Raw genomic sequence first — 25,918 nt, 5'->3', positions numbered from 1 at the left:
CGCCTGGGTCGCGCGGCCTGGCACCGCACCTCGCCGCGTTGCCGAAACGCCCACGTGGCTCCTCCCCCACTCTCGGCTCCGCTCGAGCGGGGGCACCCCCATCGAGGGCGCTCATAGTGCAAGGACCCCTTAGCGTGCCCGTAAGAGCGGACAACCACGGTCAACAGGGGTGCGATCCGACCCACACAATCATCTCCACGAGAGGGCATCCACGCAGGTCAGAGCCACAGAGCTCCCGCAAGCGCCGTCGCTTCCCAAGCTGAGAGCGCGACTTCGATTCTCGTCAGCCGCTCCATGATGAAACCCGAGGTCAGCGGCCTGGGGTTTGCGCTTTGCCGCTGCCGCTCCTGCACTTTTCGCGCCGCTACGCATCCGAAGATTGGGCACGCGGAGGGCTCGAGAGCTCGACGCAGGCCACACGCTTGCTACTGATCACACTGCAGCGCTCCGCCGACCTGTGGTTTCACGCCGCGCATGACGGGATTCGAGTGTGGAAGCTCTCAGCCTGCCGTTCCCCGAAGAACGCGGTTGGGGTTCGACGCACAGCGCCACCCCGAAGCCTTTGCAGTCGACTACGCTGCCGCGCCGCCCTGATGCCAGTTGATGTCCACCGGCTTCCGCCAGAAGGCGGCGTGGTCCGGCTTTCGCCTCGGCAGGATCCACGCCGGCCGAGTACAGCTGGGCCCGGCTACGACAGCTGCTGCCCGTCTGGAACGCCGAGGACCGGGACCTGCTCAACCACCGGGGCCGCACGAACAGACGTCCTTCCGGCCGACGGGAAGCAGCCTGCCTGGCATCCGACCATCCAGCGCAGCAGTTCCGAGCCAAGGTGTGTCCGTAAGGGCGGACAATCACGGTCCGGACAATCACGGTCACGGAGACGACATCTGTCCCTCATACATCGCTTGAGATATAATCAATGGCATCAGTGATATCAATGGAGATGCCGATGAGCCGAACCGTGATCGATCTCGACGACCAACTGGTAGCAGACGTGGCCAAGGCCCTCGGCACCAGCACCAAGAAGGAAACGGTGAACACCGCGCTGCGCGAGGTCCTGGAAAACCGGCGGCGCGCCCTGGCCCTCACCCGACTGCGCGCTGCGGCGGCTGAAGGCGCCTTCGACCTGGACCTCTTCGAGGACAAGGGGAACTACCGCCGGTGAACGCCGCGCAATTCCTGATCGACACCAGCGCACTCGCCCGCCTGCTGCGCGGCGACGCAGAGCAGTACGGCTGGGACCGAGCAGCAGCAGCTGGGCTCATCGCCACCTGCGCCATCACCGAGCTGGAGTTCTTCTACAGCGCACGTTCCGCCGCCGACCGTGCACAAGGCATCGAGGACATGCGCATGCTCTTCGGATGGGTCCCCGTCGACGACCGCGCCTACGACCGCGCCTGGCAGGTACAGGAGATCCTCACCCAGCGCGGACAGCACCGCAGCGCCGGTGCCGTCGACCTCGTGGTGGCCGCCACGGCCGAGTTGCAGGGGCTGACCCTCCTGCACCGGGACCGGGACTTCGAGTGCATCGCCGCCGTCACCGGCCAGGCGCTCCAGTGGTACGGCCCCGAAGCCGGCAAGTGAGCCATGAGCTGTAGAGGGGCGCACTCGGCACGCACCAGGTCGTCGAGCCCGGCAGCCACCTCCCGCCGCTCCTCGTCGGAGTGCGGATAGATCAGCGCGGCCTTCTCGGACGGCTGCCCGGCACGGACCATCGTGTCCTTGAGGGCAGCAACCTTCCTGCGGAGAGTCGGGAACCTCCGGGCGCCCGACGGCGTTCGTGTCACTGACGGCCGGACAAGGCGAGCCTCCGGCTCGCAGTGCCCGACTGCTGATGTCGTACGACGACTTGACCGGGGGGCAAGAGGCGTGCAGCACCGCGCACACCCCTCGCGTCCGGCAGTCGTCGTGCTCTCCGCGCTGCTCGCGGTCCTGACCGTCCTCCTGCCGGTGTCGGCCAAGTCGACCCCGGCGTCCCGCCCGTCCTCGACGGGCACGGCCGCGTCGGCGACCGCGCGGGCGTCCGCGCCCGCCGACGCGCAGCGACCCGTCACCGTGGCGCACCCCGTGCTCGCCCGCGCTCACGCCGACGCCGTGCCGTACCCGTTCCACGGCTTCCTGGGCCCTGGCGCCGGGAACGCAGCCCCGCACCGCGCTGTCGGCGGCCCCGCCGGGGCCGTGGCGGCCGCGGCCCCGGGAGCGAGCCGGAGCGGCCACGTGTATCGCCCGCGCGGCCCGCCGCCCCGATGGAGCACCGAAGTCCGTATCGACGCCTGACCGTTCGCCTCCGCGTCCGGCGCAGACGTCGACTCCGTCTGCCTGCCCATCGTGGAGAACTCATGTCTCGCGCGCCCGTGTGGCGGGCGATCGTCGCCCTAGGTGTGATCGCCGCCTCGCTCTTCTTCGCTCTCACCCAGTCCGCCCGCCTCGGCCTCGACCTGCGCGGCGGCACCCAGATCGTCCTGGAGACCAAGGACTCACCCGTCGTCAACGCCAATGCCGAATCGACCCAGCGGGCCCTGGAGGTGCTCCGCCAGCGGGTCGACGCGCTCGGCGTGTCCGAGCCGAGCCTGTACCGGTCAGGACAGCAGCGGATCTTCGTCGAGCTGCCCGGCCTGCAGGACCCGCGCGAGGCCGCCGAAGTCATCGGCCGCACCGCTCAGTTGACCGTCCACCCGGTGCAGGGCACGACGGACAAGCAGGACGAGAACAAGGGGAAGCCGGCCAAGGACGGCTCGCGCACCCTGGCCGACCCCGACCAGAAGGGGGCGTTCCTCAAGCTCGGCCCCACCGCCCTCACCGGCGAGGGCGTCAAGGACGCCGAGGCGGTGCTCGACCAGCAGAAGCTGTCGGGCTGGATGGTCAATCTCACCTTCCGCGGGCAGGCGGGCAAGGACTGGACACGGATCACCGGGGCGGCGGCCTGTGCCCCGCAGGGCGCCCCCGAGCGGCGCGTCGCCATCGTCCTGGACGGCAAGGTCCTCTCGGCGCCCGGCGTCAACGCGGATGTGGCGTGCGAGGTCGGCATCTCCGGCGGCTCCACGCAGATCACCGGCGGCTTCGGCCGGGAAGAGGCCCGCGAGCTGGCCGCGCTCGTCAAGGGCGGTGCGCTGCCGGTGCCCGTGGAGGTCGTGGAGCAGCGCACCGTCGGCCCCACGCTCGGTGCCGACGCCATCGCCGCAAGCACCCAGGCCGCGATCATCGGGCTCGCCCTGACAGGGCTGTTCATCCTCGTCGTCTACCGGCTGCTCGGCGCCCTGGCCACCATCGCGCTCGCGCTGTACGGGCTGATCTCCTACGCCGCACTGGTCGCCCTGGGCGCGACCCTGACACTGCCCGGACTGGCCGGTTTCGTCCTGGCGATCGGCATGGCGGTGGACGCGAACGTGCTGGTCTTCGAGCGTGCCCGCGAGGAGTATCTGGGAGTCCGCGCCCTGAAGTCGGCCTCGGCGCACCTGGACAAGCCGCTGCGCACCGGCTTCGGCAAGACCTGGAGCGCGGTCGTCGACTCGAATGTGACCACGCTGCTCGCGGCCGGACTGCTCTTCTTCTTCGCGACCGGACCCGTCAAGGGCTTCGGCGTCACCCTCTCCATCGGTGTCCTCGTCTCGATGATCTCGGCCCTGGTGATCACCCGGGTCCTCGCCGACTTCGCGATCCGGCGCCGCTTCGTGCGTAACCGGCCCGGCCTGACGGGGATCACCTCCACCGGCCGGGTGCGTGCCTGGCTCGCGCACCGCAAACCCCGCCTGGTGCACCACCGGCGCCGCTGGCTCGGCGTCAGCGCGCTGCTGATCGTGGTTGCCGTCGCCGGAATCGGCCTGCGCGGCTTGGACTTCGGGGTGGAGTTCACCGGCGGGCGCCTGGTGGAGTACAGCACCAGCAGGCCCGTGGACGTGGACGCGGCGCGGGCGGCGGTCACGGAGGCCGGGTTCCCGCGCGCGTTGGTGCAGGAGTCGGGGGAGGAGGACATCTCGGTACGCACCGGTGAGCTGAGCAATGACCAGCAGCACACGATCAAAACGGCGCTGGCGAAGGAGGGCGGCGAGGTCACCGTCGAGCGGGACGAGCTGATCGGCCCGAGCCTCGGCGACGAGCTGCGCCGGCACGCGCTCATCGCGCTCGGCATCGCTGTCGCGGCCCAGCTGATCTACCTCAGCGTGCGGTTCCGGTGGACGTTCGCCGCCGCGGCGGTATCGGCCATGGTGCACGACGTGCTGCTCGTGGTGGGCCTGTTCGCCTGGCTCGGCAAGCCCGTCGACAGCGTCTTCCTGGCGGCCCTGCTCACCGTCATCGGGTACTCCGTCAATGACACCGTCGTCGTCTTCGACCGGGTGCGCGAGGCGCGCCGTCGCGATCCGGCGGCGGACCTGGAAACCACCGCGAACAAGGCCGTCATCCAGACGCTGCCGCGCACTGTGAACACCGGTATGGGCGCTCTGTTCATCCTGGCAGCCCTGACCGTGCTCGGCGGTGACTCACTCGCGGACTTCTCCGTGGCGCTGATCGCGGGCGTGGTGATCGGTATGGCGTCGACGGTGTTCACCGCCGTGCCGATCGCCGTGCAGCTCGAGGCCGGCCGCCCGGAGCCGCCAGTGCGCCCCAAACGCAGCGAGGGCAGCGGGGCGCGCAGTCCGCTGGAGCGACGCGGGCGGGCGCGGGATTCAGGCGCTGTGGTGTGAGGGGCGCGCGGAGGCTCGCGGGGAAGACGCGGATGGCCGTAGGGGAGACGCGCGCATCCGGAGGGCGGCCATGGTGGCAGCAGCTCCGGATGTGAGGCCAACCACCGGCAATCTGCGGTCGTGCGGACGATCAGAAGCCGCACATCGATCTCCGTGGATGATCCGAGTCGGCCGGTGGGACACCAGTCACGAGCCACCGGGCTGGGGGCTTTGAACAGAACTCCTGCATCGCTCAGTTCCTGAAGCGCATTTGCCTTCATCCCGAATTGCTGTTTGGGCATGCCCTCGAGCCACCGGACCGTGATCTCGGCTGGACTGCCCTGTGTGCATTGCAACCCCAGGGGATCCGGACTGATGTACCGGCCTGCTTCGGGTGCGTAATAGCGCTGGCAGTCGTAGCTGAGGCCGGTCTCGGTACCGTGGCACTGGCCTGGGAAGCGCACTTCCTCGACGACCGAGCCGTCTTCCGGCAGCCGCTGTTTCGCCGTTCGGCGCCCCAGGGGGTCGTCACGGCAACGCCAGGTCCGGCCTTCCGGTGTGGTGGCCTGGATCAGCCGGCGTTCGCCGCCCGGTGGTCCAGGAGACCCCGGCCTGCCAGGGTGCCGTTGTTGCCGCCGCTGACGTCGGCGGTCGCGGTGCCGTGCCCTCGTCGAGCGGCGTCCGGGCTGTTCGGCGTGCCGTCGGTCACCTTGCCGTTGCCGCCCTCGCCCATGCAGATCGTTGTACACCTGTGTGATGTGGTAGCGGATCACCGAGCTCTTCGCGCCGAACATGGCCACCCCGTCCGCCGGCGAACTCGCTGACCACCTGGTCGCCGGTCAGGCCCGGCACCGTCCTGGGCGTCAGCTGACAACCCGGCACCCTGTGAAGCGGCTGTGGAGATACTCAACTTTGACTAATCCATTCTCCTCTCATGGCCACAGTCGCAAGAACATGGCGCTGACATAGCGGGACTTGACCACCCCTCATGAAAAGGCACTGCCTTGTCTCAACGACATTCCGGCCGCCGTCGCAGCAACAGAGCCGCTTTCCTCGTGGCCCCGGCCCTCGTCGGCGGCCTGATTCTGGCCTCGGGCCCGCTCGCGCTGGCGGCACCGACCACCCCTGTACCCAAGTCGTCAGCCGGCGCCGGTCGGCAGACGTACACGGCGGGTACCTACATCGTCCAGCTTCGTGACAAGCCAGTGGCCACGAACGCCACCACCGCGCCCGCGGCGGGCAGGCGGCTGGACACGAGGAGCGACGCCGTACGCGACTACGTCGGTCAGCTCAAGCAGGAGCGTGACAAGGTGCTGGACGCCGTGCGGGGCGTCCGGCCGGCGTACACCTACCAGTACGTACTGAACGGCTTCGCAGCGAAGTTGACGGCCACTCAGGCCGCCCGACTGGCGCGCACCCCGGGTGTCGTCTCACTGACCCGCAACGAGATGCTGCACCTGACCACCACGAGCGGTACCGCTGCCACGAGCGGTACCGCTGCCACGACAGCCGGCGCAAACGCCACGAAGAGCGAGGCCGGTACAGCCGCCACGGCGGCCACGGTGACCTCGGCCGCCACCGGCTCCCTCCCCCGGCCGACACCGCCAGGTTCCTCGGGCTGAAGAACCGGGGCGGCCTGTACTCCAGGATCCCGGGTGGTCAGCGCAACGCGGGCGAAGGCCTGATCATCGGTGTCATCGACACCGGGATCGACATCCACAACCCGTCCGTGAAGGCCCTTCCGGAGCCCCGGCCCGACACCGCGGTCATCGCCCGGAAGTGGAAGGGCGGCTGTGACCCCGGCCAGGACCCCGCGCACCGGGTCACCTGCAACAACAAGGTGATCGGCGCCCAGTACTTCGAGAAGGGCATCGGCAGTCCCACCAAGGAGGACTGGGCCTCCCCGATGGACGCCGAGGGCCACGGCACCCACACCGCGACCACCGCGGCCGGCGACTACGACGTGCCGGCCCGTGTGCCCAGCAGCGGCATCTCCGGCCGCATATCCGGGATCGCCCCGGCCGCCCGCATCGCGGTGTACAAGGCGTGCTGGGCCGCCGGGTGCCCCGCCGAGGACACCATCGCCGCCTTCGACAAGGCCGTGGCCGACGGAGTCGACGCCATCAACTTCTCCGTCGGCAACGGCAACGGCGAACCCGCCGACAGCCCCTCGTTCATGGCGATGTTCAACGCGGCCAAAGCGGGCGTGTTCATCTCCGCCTCGGCGGGCAACGAAGGGCCCGGCAACGTCGACGACGGGGTCCCGTGGGTGACCACGGTGGCGGCCTCCAGCCACGACCTCGCCTACCGCACGACGGTCACCCTGGGCAACGGCACGTCGTACCACGGGATAGGCGTCAGCGCCTCCGCCGTGCCCTCCAGCCGGCTCGTCGACGCGGCGAAGGCCGCCAGGAAGGGCGTGGCCCCGGACCAGGCAGCGCTGTGCGAGCCGGACACGCTGGACCCGGCCAAGGTCAAGGGCGCCATCGTGCTGTGCACGTTCGGCGGCATCGCCCGCGACGAGAAGAGCGCCGTGGTGCAGGAGCTGGGCGGCGTCGGCATGGTGCTGTACTACACCGGCTCGTCCGACGACGCGATCGCCGAGGCCCACCACGTGCCCACCTCCGAGGTCGGACCCGCCGTCGGCAAGGCCGTCAAGGCGTACGCCGGCCAGGCGGGCGGCGCCGCCACCGCGAAGCTCAGCGCGGCGCGGGCCGTGCACCGTCAGGCCCCGGCGATCACCGGCTTCTCCTCCAGTGGCCCGGACCTCGACAGCGGCGGCAACCTGCTCAAGCCGGACATCGCGGGGCCCGGGCTGGACATCGTCGCCGGAGTCGCCGCGGGCGGCACCGACGGGGATCTCACGGGCAGCCAGGGCCTCATGTCCGGCACGTCGATGGCCGCACCGCACGTGGCCGGCCTGGCCCTGCTGCTGCGGGAGCTGCACCCGGCCTGGTCCCCGATGGAGATCAAGTCGGCGCTGATGACGACGGCGACCACCAGGGCCCAGGCGGGCAGGCCGATCGGCCGGGACAATGTCACCGGCCCGGCCACCCCGCTCGACTACGGCGCGGGACAGATCGTCCCGAACACGGCCGACGACCCGGGTCTGGTCTACGACTCCACCTCCGCCGACTGGACGGCGTACATCTGCTCTGTCGGCGAGAAGGTGACGGCGGACGACGGCGGCGACGCCTGCGCCACCGCGAAGAAGATCGACCCGAGCGACCTCAACTCCGCGTCGATCGCGGTCGGCAGCCTCGCCGGGAAGCAGACCGTGACCCGCACCGTCACCAATGTCAGTGCCACGACCGGTTTCTACACCGCCACCGTGCAGACCCCGCCCGGCTACAAGACCCGGGTCTCGCCGAAGAAGCTGGTCGTGCCGCCGGGCAGGAAGGCCACGTACAAGGTGACTTTCACCCGCACCCACGCGGCCTACGGCACGTGGGCGTTCGGCGCGGTCACCTGGAGCGACCACCACCACAAGGTCCGCAGCACCGTCGCCCTGCGCGCCGTGGGCATCCGGGTGCCCGGCGAGGCCACCGGCCGGGGCGCCACCGGCTCGGTGCCGTTCACCGCCACGCCGGGTGTCACCGGCACGCTCACCACGGACGTGAACGGCCTGTACGCCGGTACGACGAACACCGGCACCCTGACCGGCACCGACCAGGACTTCGACCCGGCGAAGTCGACGTCCGCCACGGCCAGGACCGAGGTCACCGTCCCCAAGGGGATCCGTCTGGCCCGCATTGCGATCCGGTCCGCCGACTTCCTCCAGGGCAGTGACGAGGACCTGTACGTGTTCGACAAGGACGGCAACCTCCTCTCCGACCCCGGCGGGGGCAGCGACGAGCACCTCGATCTCACCAAGCCGGGCACGTACACGGTGTACGTCAGCCAGTACGGGCTGCCGCAGGGCGTCAGCAGCCAGAAGTACATCCTGCACACCTGGCTGATCGGCGCGGACTCCAAGCCGGACGTGCAGGCCACCGCCGACCCGGTGGAGCAGCCGGTGACCATGGGCAGCAGCACCAAGGTCACCGTCTCCTGGAGTGGACTCCCGGCCGGACGCACCTACTTCGGCCTGGTCGACTACCGCAACGGCAGCGAGACACTCGGTACCACGATCCTGACGGTCACCCCGTAACCGAACAGGCGAAACGGCCCCTGATCCGACGCGTCGACGCGTTGGATCAGGGGCCTCTCGCATGCTCGCACCTGGCGGAGCCGACCGCTTTCTGTGCCCGTGGGGCCGACCGTCTTGCGGTCGGCCCCACGGTCGGGTCAGCCGACGGTGTAGGTGTACGGGATTCCGATGAGCTCGGAGCCGTTCGCGACGCCCAGCGCGCTGTCGGTGTCCACGTAGACGATGCCGTGAACGACCGTGCCGACGGCGGCAGTCGGGGCGAGCGTGAGCGTCATGGTGCCCGTCTTGCCGGCGGCCACGGGGAGCGACAGGTCCTCCGCGCTGAAGTCCCAGAACCGGCCGGTCGACGCCTGTGCCCCGGGGTCGACCGGCTGGGTCGTGGCGGTCACGGTCACCTTGGCCGTGCCCTTGGGTGCGGCGCTGCCGGTGTACGGGCCGGGTTGCGAGACGTGCACGGACCACAGCCCCGCGGCGAGTTGGTCGGCGGCGGCCGTGGCCACCGACGCTCCGCCAAGACCCGGTGCGCCCAGGACCTCGGGCGCGCCGGACCAGGGCACGAGCGACGCGTCCACGGGGACGTCCGCGGTGACCGTGGCCCTCAAGGCCGTGGTGTGCGTCGGAACCCACCACTGCGGCGCTTGGGTTCCGTTCACCGGGACCGTGGCCTTGCCGTCGATCTCCGGGAGGGAGACGTCGGCCGAGGCGGCCAGGCGCGGGTCGAGGAAGTAGTACCGCTTCGCCGGCCCGGGGTTGGGCACCCGCACGGTGACCTTGAGCTTGCTGCCCCGCTTGATGACGCGCGCCGGGCTGTTCGGGAGGCCCGACGCGGTGGCGGTCACGGCGTCGAGCCGGACCCTGCCGGTGACCTGCTCGCCGATCTCCTTTCCGCTGACGGCGTCGGGTACGGCGACGATCAGCGTCCAGCGCCCGGCGGCGGGCCGGTCGACGGTCAGGCTCGCGTACTTCGCCGGAGTCGTCCCCTTGACGCCGGTCCGGTTGCTGTCGCGGGCGAGGATCTGCTGCTGGGGGCTGATCAGGTAGGAGACGACTTCGGTGCCGGCTTCCTGCGCGGTGAGGTCGACGGTCAGGTTGCGCCGCCCCTTCGGGACGTCGAGGTAGTAGCCGTTGGTCTGGCCGACGTCGCGGCCGACGCCGCCGGTGAGGCGGGCGGTGAACGAGGTGCTGTGACCGCGCGCGGGGTCGACCGGGATCAGCGTCCGCCGGGCCACCGGCAGCGACAGGCGCGCCCCGGCGTCCGAGGCGAACTGCAGGGAGAGGGGCGCGTCACCCGCCGTGCGCGGGACCGGCACGGTGACGGGGAAGACGGCCGTACCGCCCGACGGGACGGTCCTGGTCTGTCCGGGTACGCCCGCCGAGGTCCAGCGGTGGCCGGTGACCTGGATGTGCAGAGGGCCGCGGTAGCTGCCGGGCTTCATGACCGGGTACTGCATGCCCTCGTAGCCGACGCCCCAGACCACCTTGACGGTCCAGTCACCCGGAGCCGGGTTCCGCACGTCGACGTACTGGTGGTTGCTGTGACCGCCGCCCCCGTAGTCGTACCCGACCTGCGTCAGCCGGCCCTTCGGGTCGAACAGGACCGGGATGAGATGGCCCGACTTGTCCTTGCCGGGCCAGGCCATGGTCAGGTCCAGGAAGGGGGTGTTCTTCGGCACCTGGACCGTGAACGGCTTGATGGCGAGCCGGCCATGGGCAGTGTTGCCCAGCGGCTTGCCGACGGTGACGGTGCGGTCGGCACGGAAGGTCGTCGAGCCGGTGGTGCGGGAGGTCATGGTGACCTTCTGGGGCCGGTTCGCGGTGTTGGTCAGGGTCACCGTGGTGTGCCGGGTGGCGCCCGGTTGCCCGGTGATGTCCAGCTGGCCGGCCGAGGGGATCAGGGACGTGCTGTCCGCCCTCCCGCCGATCGTGCCGACGGTCCGGGCAGCCCGGACGGCGGCGTCGGTGTTCAGCAGTCCGGCGCCCTGCTCGTCGGCGGGGGTGCCCAGGTCGGTGGCCGTGCCGGTGAGGACCCGCTTGACCAGACCGGGAGCGGGACGCGCCCCGCCGTGGGTGCTCTCGTACGCCTGGATGACGTCGGCTGCCGCGCCCGCCACGAAGGGAGCCGACTGGCTGGTGCCGCCGAACACCTGGGTCGGCAGTGTGCAGCCGGTCCAGTGCGGGCCGGGGGTGCAGGCGGCCATGCCCTCCATGCCCGGCGCCACCAGGTCGACCAGCTTGTTGCCGGGCGTGGTGCCCCCGGAGGACAGGGCGGCGATGTTGTCGCTGGTCCAGCCGCGGTAGCCGTGCCCCTCGGCCGTCACCCGTAGTGCGGTGGTGGCGCCGACGCCGATCACCTGCGGGTCGCTGGCCGGGGAGCCTATGGTGCCGGAGACACCGGAGTCTCCGGTGGAGGCCACGACCGTGGTCCCGGCGGCGACGGCGGCCTGGTCGGCCAGTCGGAGCGGGTCGGTGGCCGGGTCCGGGTAGGAGTTGATGCCGAACGACTGGCTGATCACGTCGGCGTGGTGCTCGACCGCGTACTGGACGGCCTGGACGAAGCCGGAGGTGTAGTCGGGGGTGTCCTCGCCGAAGACCTTCAGGCTCATCAGCTCCGCGTCCGGCGCGAAGCCACGCATGCGTACCGTGCAGCCCTTGGGCGCCTTGCCGTAGGGCAGTTGCTGGGCCAGGTCGTACGTTCGGCTGCCCTGCGCCGCCACGGAACTGGCGTCGCCGAACGCCTCCAGGCCGTCGGTGTGGTCGTCCGTTCCCGCGCCGGTGAAGTCCTGGTAGTCGGTGATCACATGGCTGCCGTCGGGGCGGACGAACTCCGGGTTGTTCACGTCGATGCCGTCGGCCATGAAGGCGACCTTCACGCCCTTGCCGGTGGCCAGCTTGTGGGCGGTGTCGGTCTTCGTCAGCGACAGCGCCTCCGGTTCGATGACCGGGTGCTTCGGGTCCTTGGGGCAGGCGGTGGCGGTGGTGCCGGACGGGGAGCCCGTCGCGCCGGTGGCCGTGGTGCCCGCGGGGCCCCGGTCGGGGGGCTGCGGCAGCGGCAGGTCGGGCACGACGGCGGCGACCTGCCGGTCGGCGCGGATCCGGGCTATCGCCGATGGTTTCAGCGTGGCGGCGACGGCGTTGAGCAGACTCATCCGGGTGACGTGGCCGGCGCCGTTCTTCCTGAGCAGCGACAGGATCGGCTTCTGGTCACCGGACACCGCCCGGTCGCGCTGCGCTGTTTCCGTCCTGGGCGACAGGTGCGGGTGCTGGTCGCGCAGCAGCACGATGACGCGCTGTGCGCCGCCGGACGCGGAGCCCGCGGTGGGGGAGGTCGCACCGGCGGGTGCCGCCGCCGTGGGGGCGGCACCCAGGGCGAGGACGCTCAGCAGGAGCGAACCGGTGAGCGCGGCTCGCCTCACGCTCCCGCCTGTTCTTCTGTTGTGCACGCAAGTCTCCCTTGGGAGGTGGGGGGTTGGGGCCGCCATGGCCGGCGGCCCGTCGATCGACCGGCCGGCCTTCGCAAGGCGGCCGGTGGTCGGAGGGGCGGCGTCAGCCGACGGTGTAGGCGTACGGAATGCCGGTCAGTTCGGAGCCCGTTCGCTCGGAGAGGCCGGGGCTGTACGTCTCGACGTACAGCACTCCGCGCACCGTCGTCCCGGGCGCGGCCGCCGGCCTCACCGTGACCGTGAGCGTCACGGTGGCACCCGAGGCGACGAACACAGGCTTGACCGTGGACCCCGGCTTCCAGAAGTCGCCGGTGGCGGAGGTGACGGCCGCGTCGAACGCCCGGGTACGTGCCGTCAGGGTCACGTGACCGGTGCCCTTGGGCGGCGTGTCCTTGCCGAACGGGCCCGCGGGGGTGAGCTGGGTATACCAGTCCCCCGGCGTGACCTGGCCGGCCGAGAGGGAGGCCGTCACTGTGCCGCCGGGGCCGGCGAAGCCCACGATGTCGGGTGCGACGGTGGGGGCGTGGGCCATCTCCAGGTCGACGGGCTGGTCGGCGGTGCCGGTTGCCGTCAGCAGGCTGGTGTGCCGGGGCACGCGCCAGTACGCGGGGTTCGGGTAGGGCAGCGCCATGGTCGCCGAGCCGTCCGTCGGTGTCAGCGCGAGGTCGGTCTCCTCGTCCAGGCGCGGGTCGAGGAACACGTACCGTCCGGCGGGACCGGTGTTGGTGACGCGCACGGTGGCGGTCACCGTACGGCCCCGCGCGAGCGTGTGCGCCGGTTCTTGCCGCTGACCGCGCCGGGTACGACGACGAGCAACCGCCAGCGACCGGCGGCGGGTCGGTCGGCCGTCAGGCTCGCCGCGGCCGTGGGCGTCCTGCCGTCCGTCCCGGTGAGGTTGGTGTCGCGGGCGGTGATCTGCCCTTCGGGGTCGACGAGGTAGTAGTCGAGCGTGGTGTCGGGGTCCTGAGCGGTGAGGTCGACGGTCAGGCTGCGGTGGCCGGCCGGGACGTCGAGGTCATAGCCGAGGATCTGTCCGGCGCCGCGGCCCACTCCGCCGGTGACGGTGGCGGTGAAGGAGTCGCCGAGCAGCGTCCGCCGCGCCACCGGCACCGACAGACGCGTGCCGTCCGCCGCGTCGAACCGGAGGGACGCGGGAGCGTCGCCCGCCTGCTCGGGCAGGGTCAGCTGAACGGGGAAGTCGGCGGTGCCGCCCGCGGGGATGGTCCGCGTCTGCCCGGGCACCCCGGCCGAGGCGTAAGAGCGGCCGGCGAAGCGGAGTTCGACCGGCCCGCGATACGTGCCCGGCTTCTCCGGCGGATCCTGCAGCAGGCCCCGCCCGTTGTTCCACACCACCTTCGCCGTCCAGGTGCCCGGTTCCGGGTCGTGCACGTCGACGTGCTGGTAGTCGGTGTGGTCGTAGTCGTACGACATCTGCGTCAGCCTGCCGTGCGGGTCGGCCAGGAACAGCGCGAGCTGCCCGAGCCGGCCGTGCCCGGCCACGCCATCTCCGCGTTCAGCAGCGGCGTGCCCGACGGCACGTCGAACGTCACCGGCGGTGCGGCGAGGGCTCCTTCGAGGGCCGAGGTGTCCTGCGGGTCGCCGACGGTGACGGTGCGGTCGGTGCGGAAGGTCTCGGCGCCGACGGCGCGCGAGGTCATGGTGACCCGTTGCGGCCGGGTTCCGGTGTTGGTCAGTCGCACGGTGTCGGTGTGCGAACTGCCCGCCGCTCCGGTGACGTTCAGCTGGGCCGCGGAGGGCACGAGGCCGCCGCTGCCCAGGGCCGCCTTGACCGCGGCCTCGGTGTTCAGCAGTCCGGCGCCCTGCTCGTCGGCGGGGGCGTTCAGGTCGGTCGCGGTGCCGGTGAGGAAGCGCTTGACCAGGTCGGGTGCGGGCCGTGTCCCCTGGTGGGTGCGCTTGTAGGCCTGGATGACGTCGGCCGCGGCGCCCGCCACGAAGGGAGCCGACTGGCTGGTGCCGCCCCAGGCCAGGGTGTCCCGTGTGCAGTCCGTCCAGCGCGGGTCGACCGTGCAGGGCGCCATGCCGGCCTGCCCCGGAGCCACGAGGTCGACCAGCCGGTTGCCCTGCGTGGTGCCGCCGGACGACAGGGCGGTGATGTTGTCACTGGTGTACCGCTGGTAGCCGTACGCCTGCCCCACCAGCCGGAAGGCGGTCGTGGCACCGACGGTGACGACGTCGGGATCGCCGCCCGGGCCGGCGACCGTGCCGGAGGTCCCCGAGTCACCGCTGCCGGCCACCACCGTCACGCCTGCCGCGACCGCCGCGTGGACGGCCATCCGGATCGGATCGTCGGGGGTGTCGGGGAGGGAGGCGAAGGCGGTCCCCACGTTGATCACGTCGGCCTTCTCCTTCCAGACCGCGTCGTCGATGGAGCGCGCCATCTGGGAGAGCCATCCCCCGTCCCTGCCCCAGACCTTCAGCGCGACCAGGTCGGCGTCCGGCGCGAACCCCTTGATCCGGAACGTGCACCCCTTGGGCAGGCCGGCGTACGGCAGCTCCTTGGACATGTCGTACGTCCGGGCGCCCTGCGCCGCGATGGCTCCGGCGTCGCCGAACCCCTCGCCGCCGCCGGTCGGTTCCTCGGTACTGTCACCGGTGTAGTCCCGGACGGCGGTGACGACACGGCTGCCATCGGGGCGGACGAACTCGGCGTTGTCCGGGTCGATGCCGTCGGTCCAGAAGGCGACCTTCACGCCCTTGCCCGTCGCGAGTGGCTGAGCGGCGTCGGCTTTGGTCAGGTGCAGCGCCTCGGGCTCCACCAGGGGGTGGTCCGGGTTCTTCGGGCACAGCCCCGCCGCACCCGCCGACGCGGACCGGACGGCCGACCGGGCCGCGGACCGCGCGGTGCCGGCGCGGAGGGCCGGGATTCGGCGGTCGGGTAAGACGGCCGCCACATCCGGGTTCGCGGCCAGGCGGGCCCGCTCGGCGGGCGACACCATCGCGGTGACGGCGTTGACGGTCTTCAGGCGGGACAGACTCCGGGCGCCGCCGTCCTTCAACGCGCGGATCAGCGGGAGTTGGTCGGCGTCGAGGGCGCTTGCCCGCTGCGCGGATCTGGCGCGAGAGAGCAGATTCGGATGCTGGTCGCGCATCACCACGATGACGCGCTGGGAGGCGGTGGAGGCACGTGCGGCCGCCGCGGCGGTGGGCGCCGGACCGACGCCCAGGAGGAGGACACAGATGGTTGCCAGGACGGCGCCAGACGCGCCCGTTCTGTTCGAGGTCACCCGATTGATCATTGAACCGGATCTCGGCCGTTGGGTCAGCTGCTGGTCAAGTCCCGCTAAATCTTTGCTGGTTGGAGGCCGGGGGGCTTCGTCCCCCGCACCACGGCGAGCCAGCGGGGGTCACCCGGCTTGCCAACACACATGCCGACATGACCGGCCAGTCGCCGAGCCTGGAAGGCGCCTCCCCGGTCGCCGTCGGCTCGTCCGTCACGGCGCCGTGCCCACAGCGTGCCCTTGACGTCGGACAACAGCGGTCAACAGCGGTGCGAACCAGCTCTCACGGGGCCACCCCTGAGCCACACGTCGACAGCGGTGTCGGTGTCGCGCGCCAGGGCTGCCTCCTCCAGCTGACGATGCCCATTGGCAACAACGGTCAGGCGTGCGATGAGCCGACCAGCGGCGGCCCAGCTCACTGCCGGTCCACATCCGGTCGAAAGCATCCAGCAGCACAGGGGTGCCGCCACCCTCCAGCAGTATGCGATGGAAGGCGCGGTGGGCCTCGGACCAGGCGCTGATGAGGTATCCAGGTCCTTGTTGTTGCAGACGGCGAATGCCCGCCACGTACAGGAAGCGCGCCAGGTCCGCACCACGACGACCAGGAAGACCGCGCGGCGGGAACGCATGCACTCCCGAAGTACCGCACTGGCACAACGAGATCAGACCTTCTCGGCCATTACCCGCGGATGCTCGGCGGCGAGCAGGCGGATGTCCTCGACGTCGGAGGTCAGGATCGTCACCCGGCCCGAATGCTGCATCGCGGTCGCGCACAGCATTGCGTCGATGGCGTACTTGTGGCCATGCAACCCGGCTCCACGCAGCAGAACGGCGGCGGACTGGGCGAGAGCCTGGGTCACCGGCTCCACGCGCAGACGCGAAAGCGTCCACCGCAACGCGGCATCGTTGATCCTCGGATGGATCACCTCCACCAGCACCGCGGCCGAGGTGACCACCGGGAGGTCCGCGTCACGGGCCGCCGTCAGCCACTCGTGCACCTCCCGATCCCGCTGCACGGCCTTCGCCAGTCCCTCGCTGTCCAGGACCAGTGCACCGCTCACGCAGCGGCTCCCGCTCCGGGGGCGTCCCCGGTCAGCCTGGCCCGCTTCGCTGCCACGGCCTCCGGGTCGGCAGGCCCGTGGACCTCTTCGAAGCCCGCGATCAGCTCGTCGAGGTTGTCCCTCTCGATCTGCCGCTGGGCGGCCTTCTCCAGATACGCCGACACACCTCGCTTGCCGACCCGCTTACGGATCGCGTGCAGGGTGCCGGCGCTCAATGTGACGGAAATGCCGCTGCTGGGGCCGTCGCCGGGCGGGAAGTCGGTGTCCTCGTCCATGAACCCCACTATGGCATTAGAAATGCCATAGTGCCCACCACTCCGCAGGGGCTGGCCCCATCCACCCGACACAAGATCCGGGCCAAGCTGCTGCCGCTGCACCTCATCGCTGGTGAGCGGGTCGGGCCGCACCCGCAGCAGCTCCCGCGAGGACGGGTCGAGGAACGACAGCGTGGCCTCGTCGATGCGGACGCTCACCCGGCGCCGCCGAGGATCTCCGCCGCCAGCACCTGGCGCCCACCCAGGCCCAGCAGCCCGGGGTTGTTCACCCTCCGGTCCACCTCGAACGCGGCTGCGTCCCCGGCCAGCGGGGCCAGGTACGCCACCGACAGGTGCGACGCACCGACTTGATGCGCGCCCCGGCGATCAGCGAATGGATCACCTGCGTGTCGGCCCAGAAGGTCACCGTCAGGCCCGACCGGGCCGGGCCCAGCCAGAACTGCTTGCCCGCGACCTGCAGATTCCCACTCGCAGGCACCGCCCGCTCGAACTCCACCGGCCCACCGTGCTCCACCGGCCCTGCCACCGAGACCGCCTCAGGCTCAGCAGCCACACCAACCACAGCTTCGGCCGGATCCGGCTCCGCAGGGGCGGTCCTGTGCTGCGGCACCAGTGCGAGCACCTCGGGCACCCTCAGGCCCAGTACGTCTCGCCCCTGCTCGGCAACCGGCGTGCACCGGTCGGCCGGAGACCGCATGCCCAGCGCCTGATGCGGCCGCACGCAGTTGTACTCCTCCACCCACTCATCCAGCGCCGCCTGAGCGGCCCCGATGCTCTCGAACGCAGCGCAGTCGCCGAGGAGTTCACGCCGCAGGGTCTGTAGGAGCAGGGCCGAGAACAGCGCCTGCATCCGGGCACCGACGTGGTAGGCGGCGGCAGCCTTCACCTGTGCGTCGTAGCGGTGGGCGTGGGCTCCGTGCCGTCGGCGCGCAGGGGGTCCTGGTCGGTTCCGGGCCGGGCAGCGATCACCGTCTTCTTCTTGTGGTGGCGGGGCACGACGTCCTGGGGAAACGTCAGCTGCTGGTTCATCCACTTCAGTGCGGGGGGCATCTCCCGTACCCAGGTCGGGAAGTTGTGGCTGCCGTGCCCGGGCAGGATCGAGGCGACACGCATCGGTGCCTTGACGGCCTTGATGAAGGCCAGCGTCTGCGGGTAGCCCCGCTCACCGTGCTTGCTGTCGGCGACCAGGACGGAGACCTGGGGGGCGGGCAGGTGCTTGAGCCTCCACATCAGGTCGTGGCCGTTTATCCGGTTGACGCGGCCCGGCCCGCTGCCGAAGAGATTGCCGGTCGTCGGATCGTCCTTGACCTTGTAGTCGGGCGACAGGGCGGCGGCCGTCGTGTACACCTGCGGATCGCGCATCGTCAGCTGCAGGGCGCAACTGCCGCCGGAGGAATAGCCCATGACACCCCAGGCACTGGCGTCATGGCCCACCCGGTAGGCGGACTTCAGGGCGTCGGGGAGATCCTTGGCCAGGAACGTCTCGGTCTGCGGGCCCCCCGGTACGTCCACACACTCGGTGTCGCGCGGTGGAGCGATCGTCGGCCGGATCATGACCATGATGGTCGGCTGCATCTGGCCGCTCTTCTGCAGCTCTCCGGCGGTCTGTGACACCCGCAGATACTGCGCGAGGTTGAAGATGCTGCCCGGGTAACCGCTGAGCGCGACGATCACCGGGAAGCGCTGCCGCTGGTACGCCTTCTGGAAGTACTGCGGCGGCAAGTAGACGAATGCCGGGTCGACCACCCCCGTGCGGCGGCCGATGACCTTCACGGACTCCACTCGTCCGTTCACCGCGGCGGGGCCGGTGGGCAGTCCGCTGACCCGGCTCAACTGTTCGTCGGGGGCGGGCCGTACCAGCGCCCCCTTCACGGCGACGCCGTCCACCGTGCCGGCACCGTTGGCCCCCGCCTGTGTCACTCCGATGGGAGCCGTCTCGACGTGACCGAAGAGTTCGCCCCACGATCCGAAGAACTGGTACGACGAGTTCAGCCAGCACGCGAACGCCGCGATGATCACCACCTGGGTCATCACGATGGCCGCCAGTCTTCCGAGCACCTGCCGTAGCCCCTGCTGGGCGAACCGTGGCCACAGCACGACCAGCAGTGCCACACAGATGACGGCGAGGGCCGCCATCACATACACGGTCGTCTCGCTCGTCAAACCCATGCCACTCGATCCCTGATTTCCCTGCCTGTACGGTTTCCTTCACACAGAAGGAGGGTTGCGGAGTCCTCTACGTTCCCCAGAGAACGCAAAAGGGATAAAGAAGCAGGCTCTCAGCACCGCCCCGATCTTCGCGGGCGGCGCCGACGACGGTGCCCCAGCCGTGCCCTTCAGAGCGGACAACCACGGCCAACAGCGGTGCAACCGAGCCTGTGCCACGGCAACCCCACGACAAATCCGTGCAGGTCGGCAGCCCCGCAGCCGTCCAAGCATGCAGCAGCTTGCTGGCGTGCCTTGCGTACGGACGCATCGAGGCCGGCTGCAACTTCCTGCTGTCGGTCGTCGTAGGAGTGCTGGTAGATCAACGCGGCCTTCTCTCGCGCCGAAACGGCGGCGCCCGCCCTTGCCGTTGGCCATCAGGCAGCCCTCCCGCAGCTCGGGCAAGGCCACCTCAGCGGCTGGGCCGGCCGCCCGAGACCGCTCGAGTTTTCGTCATGGCCAGACGTGGGCCTGTGCCCGGAACGTGTCGGGGTCGCTCTCCACAGGTAGTACGCACAGCAGATGACCGCCAGGCACTCGTAGCACGCAGCACTCCTGCCACTGTGAAATCTGCTCGGCGCCCAGGGCGATCAGGCGAGCGGTTTCCGATTCGACGTTGTCGGTCTCGATGTCGAGGTGGAAACGGTTGGGCAGTCACACCGAGAGCTGCCGACCAGAAGTCCGCTGCCCGGGCGGCCTCGGCTTCGGGTCTTCGGGTGTGTCGATCAGTACGGCGTATACGCGGCTTCTGTGCATCGCCGTCACCGGGTAGCCGGGGTCGTCGGGGTCGTCGGATTGCCGTAGTAGGCGTCGGGGCCGTGTTTGCGGGTGTAGTGGCGCTCCAGGAGGTGACGGGGTGGCGGTGTCGTCGGTGAGAGGGACATGGTGTGGAGGGCGATGTCGGCGACCGCCTCGCAGATGATCGCGTGTTCCAGGGACTTGCGGGCGGTGGCGCCCCAGGTGAAGGGGCCGTGGCCCGCGACGAGGGCGGCGGGGACCTCGACGGCCCGCTGGTCGTCGCCGTCGAGGAGGTCCACGATGACGTGGCCGGTGTTGTACTCGTAGTCCTTCGCGCACTGCTCGGCGGTGAGGTCGGGGGTGCAGGGGACGGGGCCGTTGAAGGTGTCGGCGTGGGTGGTGCCGAGGACGGGGATGTCGCGGCGGGCCTGGGCGAAGGCGACCGCGTGGGTGGAGTGGGTGTGGGTCACGCCGCCGACGGACGGGAACGCCAGGTACAGGCAGCGGTGGGTCTCGGTGTCGGTGGAGGGGCGCAGGTCGCCCCCGACCACCGCGCCGTCGGACAGGCGGACCGTCACCAGGTCGTCGATGGTCAGGGCCGCGTAGGGGACCCCGGAAGGCTTGATGACGAACACGCCCGCCTCGCGGTCGACCCCGCTGACGTTTCCCCAGGTCAGGGTCGCCAGGCCGACCTGGGGGATGGCGAGGTTCGCCTCCAGTACCTCTCGGCGCAGGCCCTCCCGGACAACTGTGGTCATCGTGGTCTCCTTCGTCACAGGGCCTGGGCGAGGCGGTGGTAGGCGGCGTTCCAGCGGATTTCCTTGCCGAACTGCTCGGTGGTGGTGTTCTCGTCGATCGTGAGCAGTTCGACGCCGGTCATGGCGGCGTAGTCGGTCAGGGTCTCGACGCCGACCGCCGAGCTGAGCACGGTGTGGTGCGGGGCGCCGGCGAGCAGCCAGCTCTCCGCCGATTCCGCCAGGGACGGACGTGGCTTCCATACGGCGCGGGCGACCGGCAGGCGATGCAGCGATTCGCTCGGGGCGACGACGTCGACGGCGTTGGCCGTGAGGCGGAAGCGGTCGCCGAGGTCGGAGAGGCCGACGACCACGGCGGGCCCCTCGGAGGCGTTGAAGACCAGGCGGACCGGGTCCTCGCGGCCGCCGATGGACAGGGGGTGGATCTCGCAGCGGGGGCGGTCGGCGGCCACGGAGGGGCAGACCTCCAGCATGTGGGCGCCCAGGACGCGCGGGGTGCCGGGGCCGAGGTGGTAGGTGTAGTCCTCCATGAAGGTGGTGCCGCCAGGCTGTTCGAGGCCCATGACCTTCATGGTGCGCAGCAGGGCGGAGGTCTTCCAGTCTCCTTCGCCGCCGAAGCCGTAGCCGTCGGCCATCAGGCGCTGGACGGCGAGGCCGGGCAGCTGGCGCAGGCCGCCGAGGTCCTCGAAGTTGGTGGTGAAGGCGGTGAAGCCGCCCTCCGTCAGGAAGGCGCGCAGGCCGAGTTCGAGGCGGGCCGCATACAGCAGCGAGTCGTGGCGGATGCCGCCGGGGCGCAGGGCCGGGACGACCTCGTACGACTCGACGTACTCGGCGGCGAGTTCGGTGGCCGCCTTGTCCTCGACCTGGTCCACGACGGCGACCAGGTCGTTGACGGCGTAGGTGTTGACGGAGAAGCCGAACCGCAGCTGGGCCTCCACCTTGTCGCCCTCGGTCACGGCGACATCGCGCATGTTGTCGCCGAAGCGGGCCAGCCGCAGGGTCCGCGAGGCCTGGCGGCCGACGGCGGCACGGGCCCAGGCGGCGACGCGCCGGATCACCCTCGGGTCGGTCGCGTGACCGGCGACGATCTTGCGGTCGACGCCGACGCGGGACTCGATGTGCCCGAACTCCCGGTCGCCGTGGGCGGCTTGATTGAGGTTCATGAAGTTCATGTCGATGCTCGGCCAGGGCAGCGACAGGTTGTACTGGGTGTGCAGATGCAGCAACGGCCGGTCCAGCGCGCTCAGTCCGGCGATCCACATCTTCGCCGGGGAGAAGGTGTGCATCCACACGATCACGCCGACGCAGGCGTCGGAGGCGCTCGCCTCCTGGCACATCCGGCGGATCGACTCGGCGTCGGTGAGAACCGGCTTCCACACGATCCTGACCGGGACTTTCCCGGGGCGGCCGAGGGTCTCGGAAATGCTTCTGGACTGGTCGGCGACCTGGCGCAGCACGTCGTCGCCGTACAGGCCCTGGCTTCCGGTGAGGAACCAGATCTCCTGGCTGTCGTAGGGCCTTTCGGAAGTGGTCATGAGGGGGTTCCTTTCACAGTGGCTCAGGCAGAGGCTTCCGCGCGGATGCGGCGCAGGCGGTGCATGACGTCGTTGGTGCCGCGGCCGAAGTAGTCGTGCAGCACGCGGTATTCGGAGTAGAGGCGCTCGTAGGCCGCCGCGCGCTGCGGGTCCGGCAGGTAGACCCGGCGGTGGACCCTGCCCATGGCGTGGGCCGCGGCACGGATGTCGGGGTACGCCCCGGCGGCGACGGCGGCGTGCATCGCGGCGCCGAGGGCCGGGCCCTGGGTCGAGCCGATGATGCTCAGCGGGCGGCGGGTGACGTCGGCGTAGATCTGCATGAGGAGGGCGTTCTTCGTCAGGCCGCCCGCGATGATCAGTTCCGTCACCGGTACGGCGGCGGACTCGAAGGCGTCGATGATGGTGCGGGTGCCGAAAGCGGTGGACTCGAGCAGGGCGCGGTAGACGTCCTCGGGGCGGGTGGAGAGCGTCTGGCCGATGAGCAGGCCGCTGAGGTCGTGGTCGACCAGGACGGAGCGGTTGCCGCTGTGCCAGTCGAGGGCGAGGAGGCCGTGTTCGCCGACCTTCTGTCCGGCCGCGAGGGCGGTCAGGTACTCGTGCGGGGTCTGGCCGGCCGCGGCGGCACGCTCCGCGTACTCGGCGGGCAGGCCCGTGCGGACGAACCAGCCGAAGATGTCGCCGACACCGCTCTGCCCTGCCTCGTAGCCCCACAGCCCGGGGAGGATGCCGCCGTCCACGACCCCGCACATGCCGGGCACGGCACCCTGCTGGTCGGAGCTCATCACATGGCAGGTGGAGGTGCCCATGATGGCGACCATCTGGCCGGGTTCCACGGCGAACGCCGCCGGGGCGGTGACATGGGCGTCGACGTTGCCGACACAGACCGTGATGCCTTCCGGCAGCCCGGTCCAGGCGGCGGCCTCGGCCGTCAACACCCCGGCCGAATCGCCGAGTTGACCGATGGGATGGTCCAGCTTGTCGGTCACGAAGTCGGCGAAGTCCGTGTTCAGGGCGGCGAGATAGTCCCGGGAGGGGTAAGTGCCGTCCTGTACTGGCCCTTGTAACCGGCTGTGCAGGCGTTGCGGACGTACGTGCCGCAGAGCCGCCACACGATCCAGTCGGCCGCCTCCAGCCACCGCTCGGTGCGCCGGTAGATCTCGGGGTCCTCCTCCAGGACCTGGAGCGCCTTGGCGAACTCCCACTCCGAGGAGATCTTCCCGCCGTACCGCTCAAGCCACGGCTCCTTCATCTCGGCGGCCAGCGTGTTGATCCGGTCGGCCTGGCCCTGGGCGGCATGGTGGCGCCACAGCTTGACGTAGGCGTGCGGGCGGATCTCCAGGCCGGGGAGTTCGCACAGCGGTGTGCCGTCGGCGAGGACCGGCAGGACCGTGCAGGCGGTGAAGTCGGTGCCGATGCCGATGACTTGCTCCGGCCGCACTCCCGCCCGCGTCAGCGCCTCGGGTACGGCGCCTCGCAGCACGTCGATGTAGTCCGAGGGCACCTGCAGGGCCCAGTCGGGGGGCAGCCGGGTGCCGTCGGGCAGGCTCCGGTCGAGGACGGCGTGGGCGTAGACGTGCTCCGCCGACGCCAGTTCCGCGCCGTCGCTGACCCGTACCACCACGGCACGGCCGGACAGGGTTCCGAAGTCGACGCCCACGACACAGGGTTCTTCAGACACGGGGCGACCCACCTCTTTCGTTCGGTATGACAGTCATCGTTCGGGATGTCGGACAGGCGCGCGGGGGCCCGGCCGCGACCGGGCCCCCTGGCGGGTCAGTTGACCCGCACGACCTGCCACAGTTCGTCATCGGCGCCGTTGTCCGCCGACTGGACGATCAGCGCGCCGTTGGCGGTGGAGGCGGAGGCGACGTCCGCCACCAGGCCGCTGGCGGAGTTGACGAGCTTGAAGTAGCCGCCTCCCGCGTCGGTGAGCGTCCACTTCTGGGAGTTCGCCCCCGACGACGAGTTCTGGACGACGGCGGCGCCGGCCGAGGTCGAGCCGTTGTTGTCGAGGAACAGACCGCTGTTGACGTTCTTCACGGTCCACGCCCCGCCGCTCTGCGACTGGAACGTCCACAGCTGGCAGTTGTTGGCGGTGTTCACCCACTGGCCCGCCTGCTTGCCCACCGTGGTGGAGGCGCCGGGGATCTCCAGGAACTTGCCGCTGTTCTTGTTGACCAGCCGGTACTGGCCGGTGGACAGGGTGGGCAGGGCGGTCTGGGTGAGAACCCACCGCTGGCAGGCGCAGCCGGTGTCGGACCACTGCCCGGCGGCGGTGCCGACGGTGGTGGAGGCGCTGGGGATCTCCAGGTACTTGCTGCTGATCCGGTTGGTGGCGGTGAAACCGCCCGCCGGGTTCGGGGCGATCGCCCACTCGTGGTCGAGGGTGCCGTCGTCGTCCCACTGCAGGACCTTGGCGCCGTTGGCGGTGGACTGGTTCTGCACGCCCAGGACCTTGCCACTGGCCACGTTGAAGATCTTGAAGTAGCCGGAGGTCTGCTGGACGAACTTCCACTGCTGGTCGGTGGCGTTGTCGACGTTCTGCTGGGTGGCGCCCACGCCGCTGGTCGTGGAACCGCCGACGATCGTCAGCATCAGGTGGCTGTTGGCGTTGGACATGGTGTACGTGGCGCCGTCCGAGATGCCGCCGCCCAGGTCGATGGTGCCGTAGCTGACCGGGTTGCGGCCGGTGCTGGTCAGGTGGCCGCCGCTGAGGACCAGCAGGCTGTGGCCGTCGGCGAGCGGGAGCAGACCGCGGCTGTAGCCGCCGGGGACGGTGGAGGCGATGCGCGTCCACTGACCGGCCGCGCCGTTCTGGGTGTTCAGGAACAGGTCGTCGGTGCTGTTGGCGCTGACCACCAGGGTGCCGTTGGCGCCGCCGGTCGGCAGCCAGGTGATGTACGGCGAGCTGGTGGGCACCGTTCCGTCGGTCGCCTTGAGGGCGATGCCGGTCGCCGAGCCGAAGGCCTCCGGGTCGGAGGAGATCTTGTAGTAGACGGCGAAGCCGCCCTCGGGGGCGCCCCAGAACTCGTACGTCATCACGTAGTTGCCGTTGGGGAGCTTCGCGACCACCGGCATGCCCGGACGGTCGCTGTAGGTCGAGGTGGCGACGTCGTTCACCACGGAACCCCAGGTCAGGCCGTCCGTGCTGACCTGGTGCACGATCTTCTGGCCGTTGTTGGGGTCACGCTGGTCGGAGTAGTACACGATCAGCTTGGAGCCGGAGACCATCAGGAACGGCTCCCAGACCGGCGTCTGGCCGTTCGTGGGGTCGGCCTTGCCGCCGGTGGCGATGGTGCTGACGTAGGACCAGCTGGCGCCGTGGTCGGTGCTGGCGTACAGGTCCAGCTCGGTCGAGGACAGGTCGCTGGGGATGGAGTTGCCGGCGGCGAGGATCGTGCCCGCCGGGAAGTTGCCGACGGCGGTGGGGAGTTCGTACAGGAACGGCTGGTAGCGCATGCCGAAGCCGTTGTGCGTGTCGGTGATGCTGGAGATCTGCGTCCAGCTGCTGCCGTTGTCGGTGCTGCGGTAGATCGGGAAGACCGGGGTGCCCGAGCTGTACTGCTCGAACGTGGCGAGCAGGGTGCCGTCGGAGGATCCGCTGTGCTGCAGGCGCACGGCGCGCGGGTAGAGCGAGCCGGGGGACGGGGCGTTCGACGGCGGGGTGTACATGGTCTGCGAGGCGCGTGAGATCGCGTGCGCCGGGCCGGCGGCGGGCAGGACGAGGGCGACGGCGGCTGCGAGCAGGGCCAGCAGCAGGGTGATCGCCTGAGTGCGGGGCAGGGCGCCGTGTCTGGCGCCTTCCCTGGTGGTGGACATGGGCGGCTCCCAAGGGATGTCCGGGAAGAGGGGGTGGTGC

18 protein-coding genes and 5 pseudogenes are annotated in these 25,918 nt (G+C 70.5%); 6 read left to right on the top strand and 17 right to left on the bottom strand.

The window, feature by feature from the left end; genetic code table 11:
- The first annotated feature begins 949 nt into the window (after positions 1–949).
- Together QQY66_RS25820 and QQY66_RS25815 are read left to right on the top strand one after the other, a co-directional pair.
- The gene (locus QQY66_RS25820) at positions 950–1,165 is read left to right on the top strand and encodes a type II toxin-antitoxin system VapB family antitoxin (protein ID WP_099925505.1); all 216 of its coding nucleotides are present in this window, start codon (positions 950–952) and stop codon (positions 1,163–1,165) included.
- The gene (locus QQY66_RS25815; RefSeq protein ID WP_301982684.1) at positions 1,162–1,584 is read left to right on the top strand and encodes a PIN domain nuclease; all 423 of its coding nucleotides are present in this window, start codon (positions 1,162–1,164) and stop codon (positions 1,582–1,584) included. The genes QQY66_RS25820 and QQY66_RS25815 overlap by 4 nt, the downstream gene beginning before the upstream one ends.
- 26 nt (positions 1,585–1,610) lie before the next feature.
- On the opposite strand, the pseudogene QQY66_RS25810 reads toward QQY66_RS25815, so the two are convergent.
- A pseudogene (locus tag QQY66_RS25810) lies at positions 1,611–1,733 on the bottom strand (site-specific integrase); the annotation flags it as partial.
- 136 nt (positions 1,734–1,869) lie between these two features.
- On the opposite strand from QQY66_RS25810, the gene QQY66_RS25805 reads away from it, so the two are divergent.
- Positions 1,870–2,277, top strand: coding sequence for a hypothetical protein (locus QQY66_RS25805; protein ID WP_301982683.1), 408 nt, complete (start codon positions 1,870–1,872; stop codon positions 2,275–2,277).
- A gap of 62 nt (positions 2,278–2,339) precedes the next feature.
- Positions 2,340–4,682, top strand: coding sequence for a protein translocase subunit SecD (secD, locus tag QQY66_RS25800; RefSeq protein WP_301982682.1), 2,343 nt, complete (start codon positions 2,340–2,342; stop codon positions 4,680–4,682).
- Between the two features lie 341 nt (positions 4,683–5,023).
- On the opposite strand, the pseudogene QQY66_RS25795 reads toward secD, so the two are convergent.
- Positions 5,024–5,155 (bottom strand): annotated as a pseudogene (locus QQY66_RS25795) (RHS repeat-associated core domain-containing protein); the annotation flags it as partial.
- Positions 5,156–5,232: 77 nt separating this feature from the next.
- Positions 5,233–5,394, bottom strand: a complete 162-nt coding sequence (locus tag QQY66_RS25790; protein ID WP_301982681.1) for a hypothetical protein — start codon at positions 5,392–5,394, stop codon at positions 5,233–5,235.
- Between the two features lie 322 nt (positions 5,395–5,716).
- Here QQY66_RS25790 and QQY66_RS25785 point away from each other — a divergent pair, with 322 nt between their 5' ends.
- Entirely contained in the window at positions 5,717–6,283 is a 567-nt protein-coding gene (locus QQY66_RS25785; protein ID WP_301982680.1) for a protease inhibitor I9 family protein, read from the top strand.
- Positions 6,284–6,390: 107 nt separating this feature from the next.
- Positions 6,391–8,811 carry a S8 family serine peptidase gene (locus QQY66_RS25780; RefSeq protein WP_301982679.1) on the top strand — a complete coding sequence of 807 codons (2,421 nt, stop codon included), beginning with the start codon at positions 6,391–6,393 and terminating at the stop codon, positions 8,809–8,811.
- Between the two features lie 137 nt (positions 8,812–8,948).
- On the opposite strand, the gene QQY66_RS25775 is transcribed toward QQY66_RS25780, so the two are convergent.
- The 14 genes and pseudogenes from QQY66_RS25775 to QQY66_RS25710 form a co-directional block, all read right to left on the bottom strand.
- Entirely contained in the window at positions 8,949–12,224 is a 3,276-nt protein-coding gene (locus QQY66_RS25775; RefSeq protein ID WP_301982678.1) for a S8 family serine peptidase, read from the bottom strand.
- A gap of 130 nt (positions 12,225–12,354) precedes the next feature.
- Positions 12,355–12,999: a hypothetical protein gene (locus QQY66_RS25770; RefSeq protein ID WP_301982677.1), complete on the bottom strand. Its 645-nt coding sequence runs from the start codon at positions 12,997–12,999 to the stop codon at positions 12,355–12,357.
- Complete coding sequence (locus tag QQY66_RS25765; RefSeq protein ID WP_301982676.1) at positions 12,996–13,751, bottom strand: hypothetical protein; 756 nt, start codon at positions 13,749–13,751, stop codon at positions 12,996–12,998. The genes QQY66_RS25770 and QQY66_RS25765 overlap by 4 nt, the downstream gene beginning before the upstream one ends.
- The gene (locus QQY66_RS25760; RefSeq protein ID WP_301982675.1) at positions 13,688–15,496 is read right to left on the bottom strand and encodes a S8 family serine peptidase; all 1,809 of its coding nucleotides are present in this window, start codon (positions 15,494–15,496) and stop codon (positions 13,688–13,690) included. Before QQY66_RS25760 ends, QQY66_RS25765 begins: the two co-directional genes overlap by 64 nt.
- Positions 15,497–15,750: 254 nt before the next feature.
- Positions 15,751–16,006 (bottom strand): annotated as a pseudogene (locus QQY66_RS25755) (FCD domain-containing protein); the annotation flags it as partial.
- A gap of 146 nt (positions 16,007–16,152) precedes the next feature.
- Complete coding sequence (locus tag QQY66_RS25750) at positions 16,153–16,551, bottom strand: PIN domain-containing protein (RefSeq protein ID WP_301982674.1); 399 nt, start codon at positions 16,549–16,551, stop codon at positions 16,153–16,155.
- On the bottom strand, positions 16,548–16,826 hold the full coding sequence (locus QQY66_RS25745) for a hypothetical protein (protein ID WP_301987492.1): 279 nt from the start codon (positions 16,824–16,826) through the stop codon (positions 16,548–16,550). The genes QQY66_RS25750 and QQY66_RS25745 overlap by 4 nt, the downstream gene beginning before the upstream one ends.
- Positions 16,827–17,502: 676 nt before the next feature.
- Positions 17,503–17,607 (bottom strand): annotated as a pseudogene (locus tag QQY66_RS25740) (integrase core domain-containing protein); the annotation flags it as partial.
- A 101-nt stretch (positions 17,608–17,708) separates the two neighbouring features.
- On the bottom strand, positions 17,709–18,995 hold the full coding sequence (locus tag QQY66_RS25735) for an esterase family protein (RefSeq protein ID WP_301982673.1): 1,287 nt from the start codon (positions 18,993–18,995) through the stop codon (positions 17,709–17,711).
- A gap of 489 nt (positions 18,996–19,484) precedes the next feature.
- Positions 19,485–19,685 (bottom strand): VOC family protein, encoded by a 201-nt coding sequence (locus QQY66_RS25730; protein ID WP_301987490.1) that lies wholly within the window; start codon positions 19,683–19,685, stop codon positions 19,485–19,487.
- Positions 19,686–19,792: 107 nt separating this feature from the next.
- Positions 19,793–20,527 (bottom strand): L-ribulose-5-phosphate 4-epimerase AraD, encoded by a 735-nt coding sequence (gene araD, locus QQY66_RS25725; RefSeq protein ID WP_301982672.1) that lies wholly within the window; start codon positions 20,525–20,527, stop codon positions 19,793–19,795.
- 14 nt (positions 20,528–20,541) lie between these two features.
- Positions 20,542–22,059 carry an L-arabinose isomerase gene (gene araA, locus QQY66_RS25720; protein ID WP_301982671.1) on the bottom strand — a complete coding sequence of 506 codons (1,518 nt, stop codon included), beginning with the start codon at positions 22,057–22,059 and terminating at the stop codon, positions 20,542–20,544.
- Between the two features lie 23 nt (positions 22,060–22,082).
- Positions 22,083–23,770, bottom strand: a pseudogene (araB, locus tag QQY66_RS25715) (ribulokinase).
- A gap of 62 nt (positions 23,771–23,832) precedes the next feature.
- The gene (locus QQY66_RS25710) at positions 23,833–25,878 is read right to left on the bottom strand and encodes an RICIN domain-containing protein (RefSeq protein ID WP_301982670.1); all 2,046 of its coding nucleotides are present in this window, start codon (positions 25,876–25,878) and stop codon (positions 23,833–23,835) included.
- Positions 25,879–25,918 lie beyond the last annotated feature (40 nt).

The sequence above is a fragment of the Streptomyces sp. DG2A-72 genome, assembly GCF_030499575.1.
GTDB lineage: Bacteria > Actinomycetota > Actinomycetes > Streptomycetales > Streptomycetaceae > Streptomyces.
The sequence above is the reverse complement of the archived record's forward strand: the minus strand, read 5'-3'. Positions and strand labels throughout refer to the sequence as shown.

What these genes read in the sequence shown, in the direction of transcription:
- QQY66_RS25820 (WP_099925505.1), top strand. Translation starts at nt 950, where the DNA reads ATGAGCCGAACCGTGATCGATCTCGACGACCAACTGGTAGCAGACGTG.
- araD (WP_301982672.1), bottom strand. Translation starts at nt 20,527, where the DNA reads ATGACCACAGTTGTCCGGGAGGGCCTGCGCCGAGAGGTACTGGAGGCG.
- QQY66_RS25735 (WP_301982673.1), bottom strand. Translation starts at nt 18,995, where the DNA reads ATGGGTTTGACGAGCGAGACGACCGTGTATGTGATGGCGGCCCTCGCC.
- QQY66_RS25745 (WP_301987492.1), bottom strand. Translation starts at nt 16,826, where the DNA reads ATGGACGAGGACACCGACTTCCCGCCCGGCGACGGCCCCAGCAGCGGC.
- QQY66_RS25710 (WP_301982670.1), bottom strand. Translation starts at nt 25,878, where the DNA reads ATGTCCACCACCAGGGAAGGCGCCAGACACGGCGCCCTGCCCCGCACT.
- QQY66_RS25790 (WP_301982681.1), bottom strand. Translation starts at nt 5,394, where the DNA reads ATGGGCGAGGGCGGCAACGGCAAGGTGACCGACGGCACGCCGAACAGC.
- araA (WP_301982671.1), bottom strand. Translation starts at nt 22,059, where the DNA reads ATGACCACTTCCGAAAGGCCCTACGACAGCCAGGAGATCTGGTTCCTC.
- secD (WP_301982682.1), top strand. Translation starts at nt 2,340, where the DNA reads ATGTCTCGCGCGCCCGTGTGGCGGGCGATCGTCGCCCTAGGTGTGATC.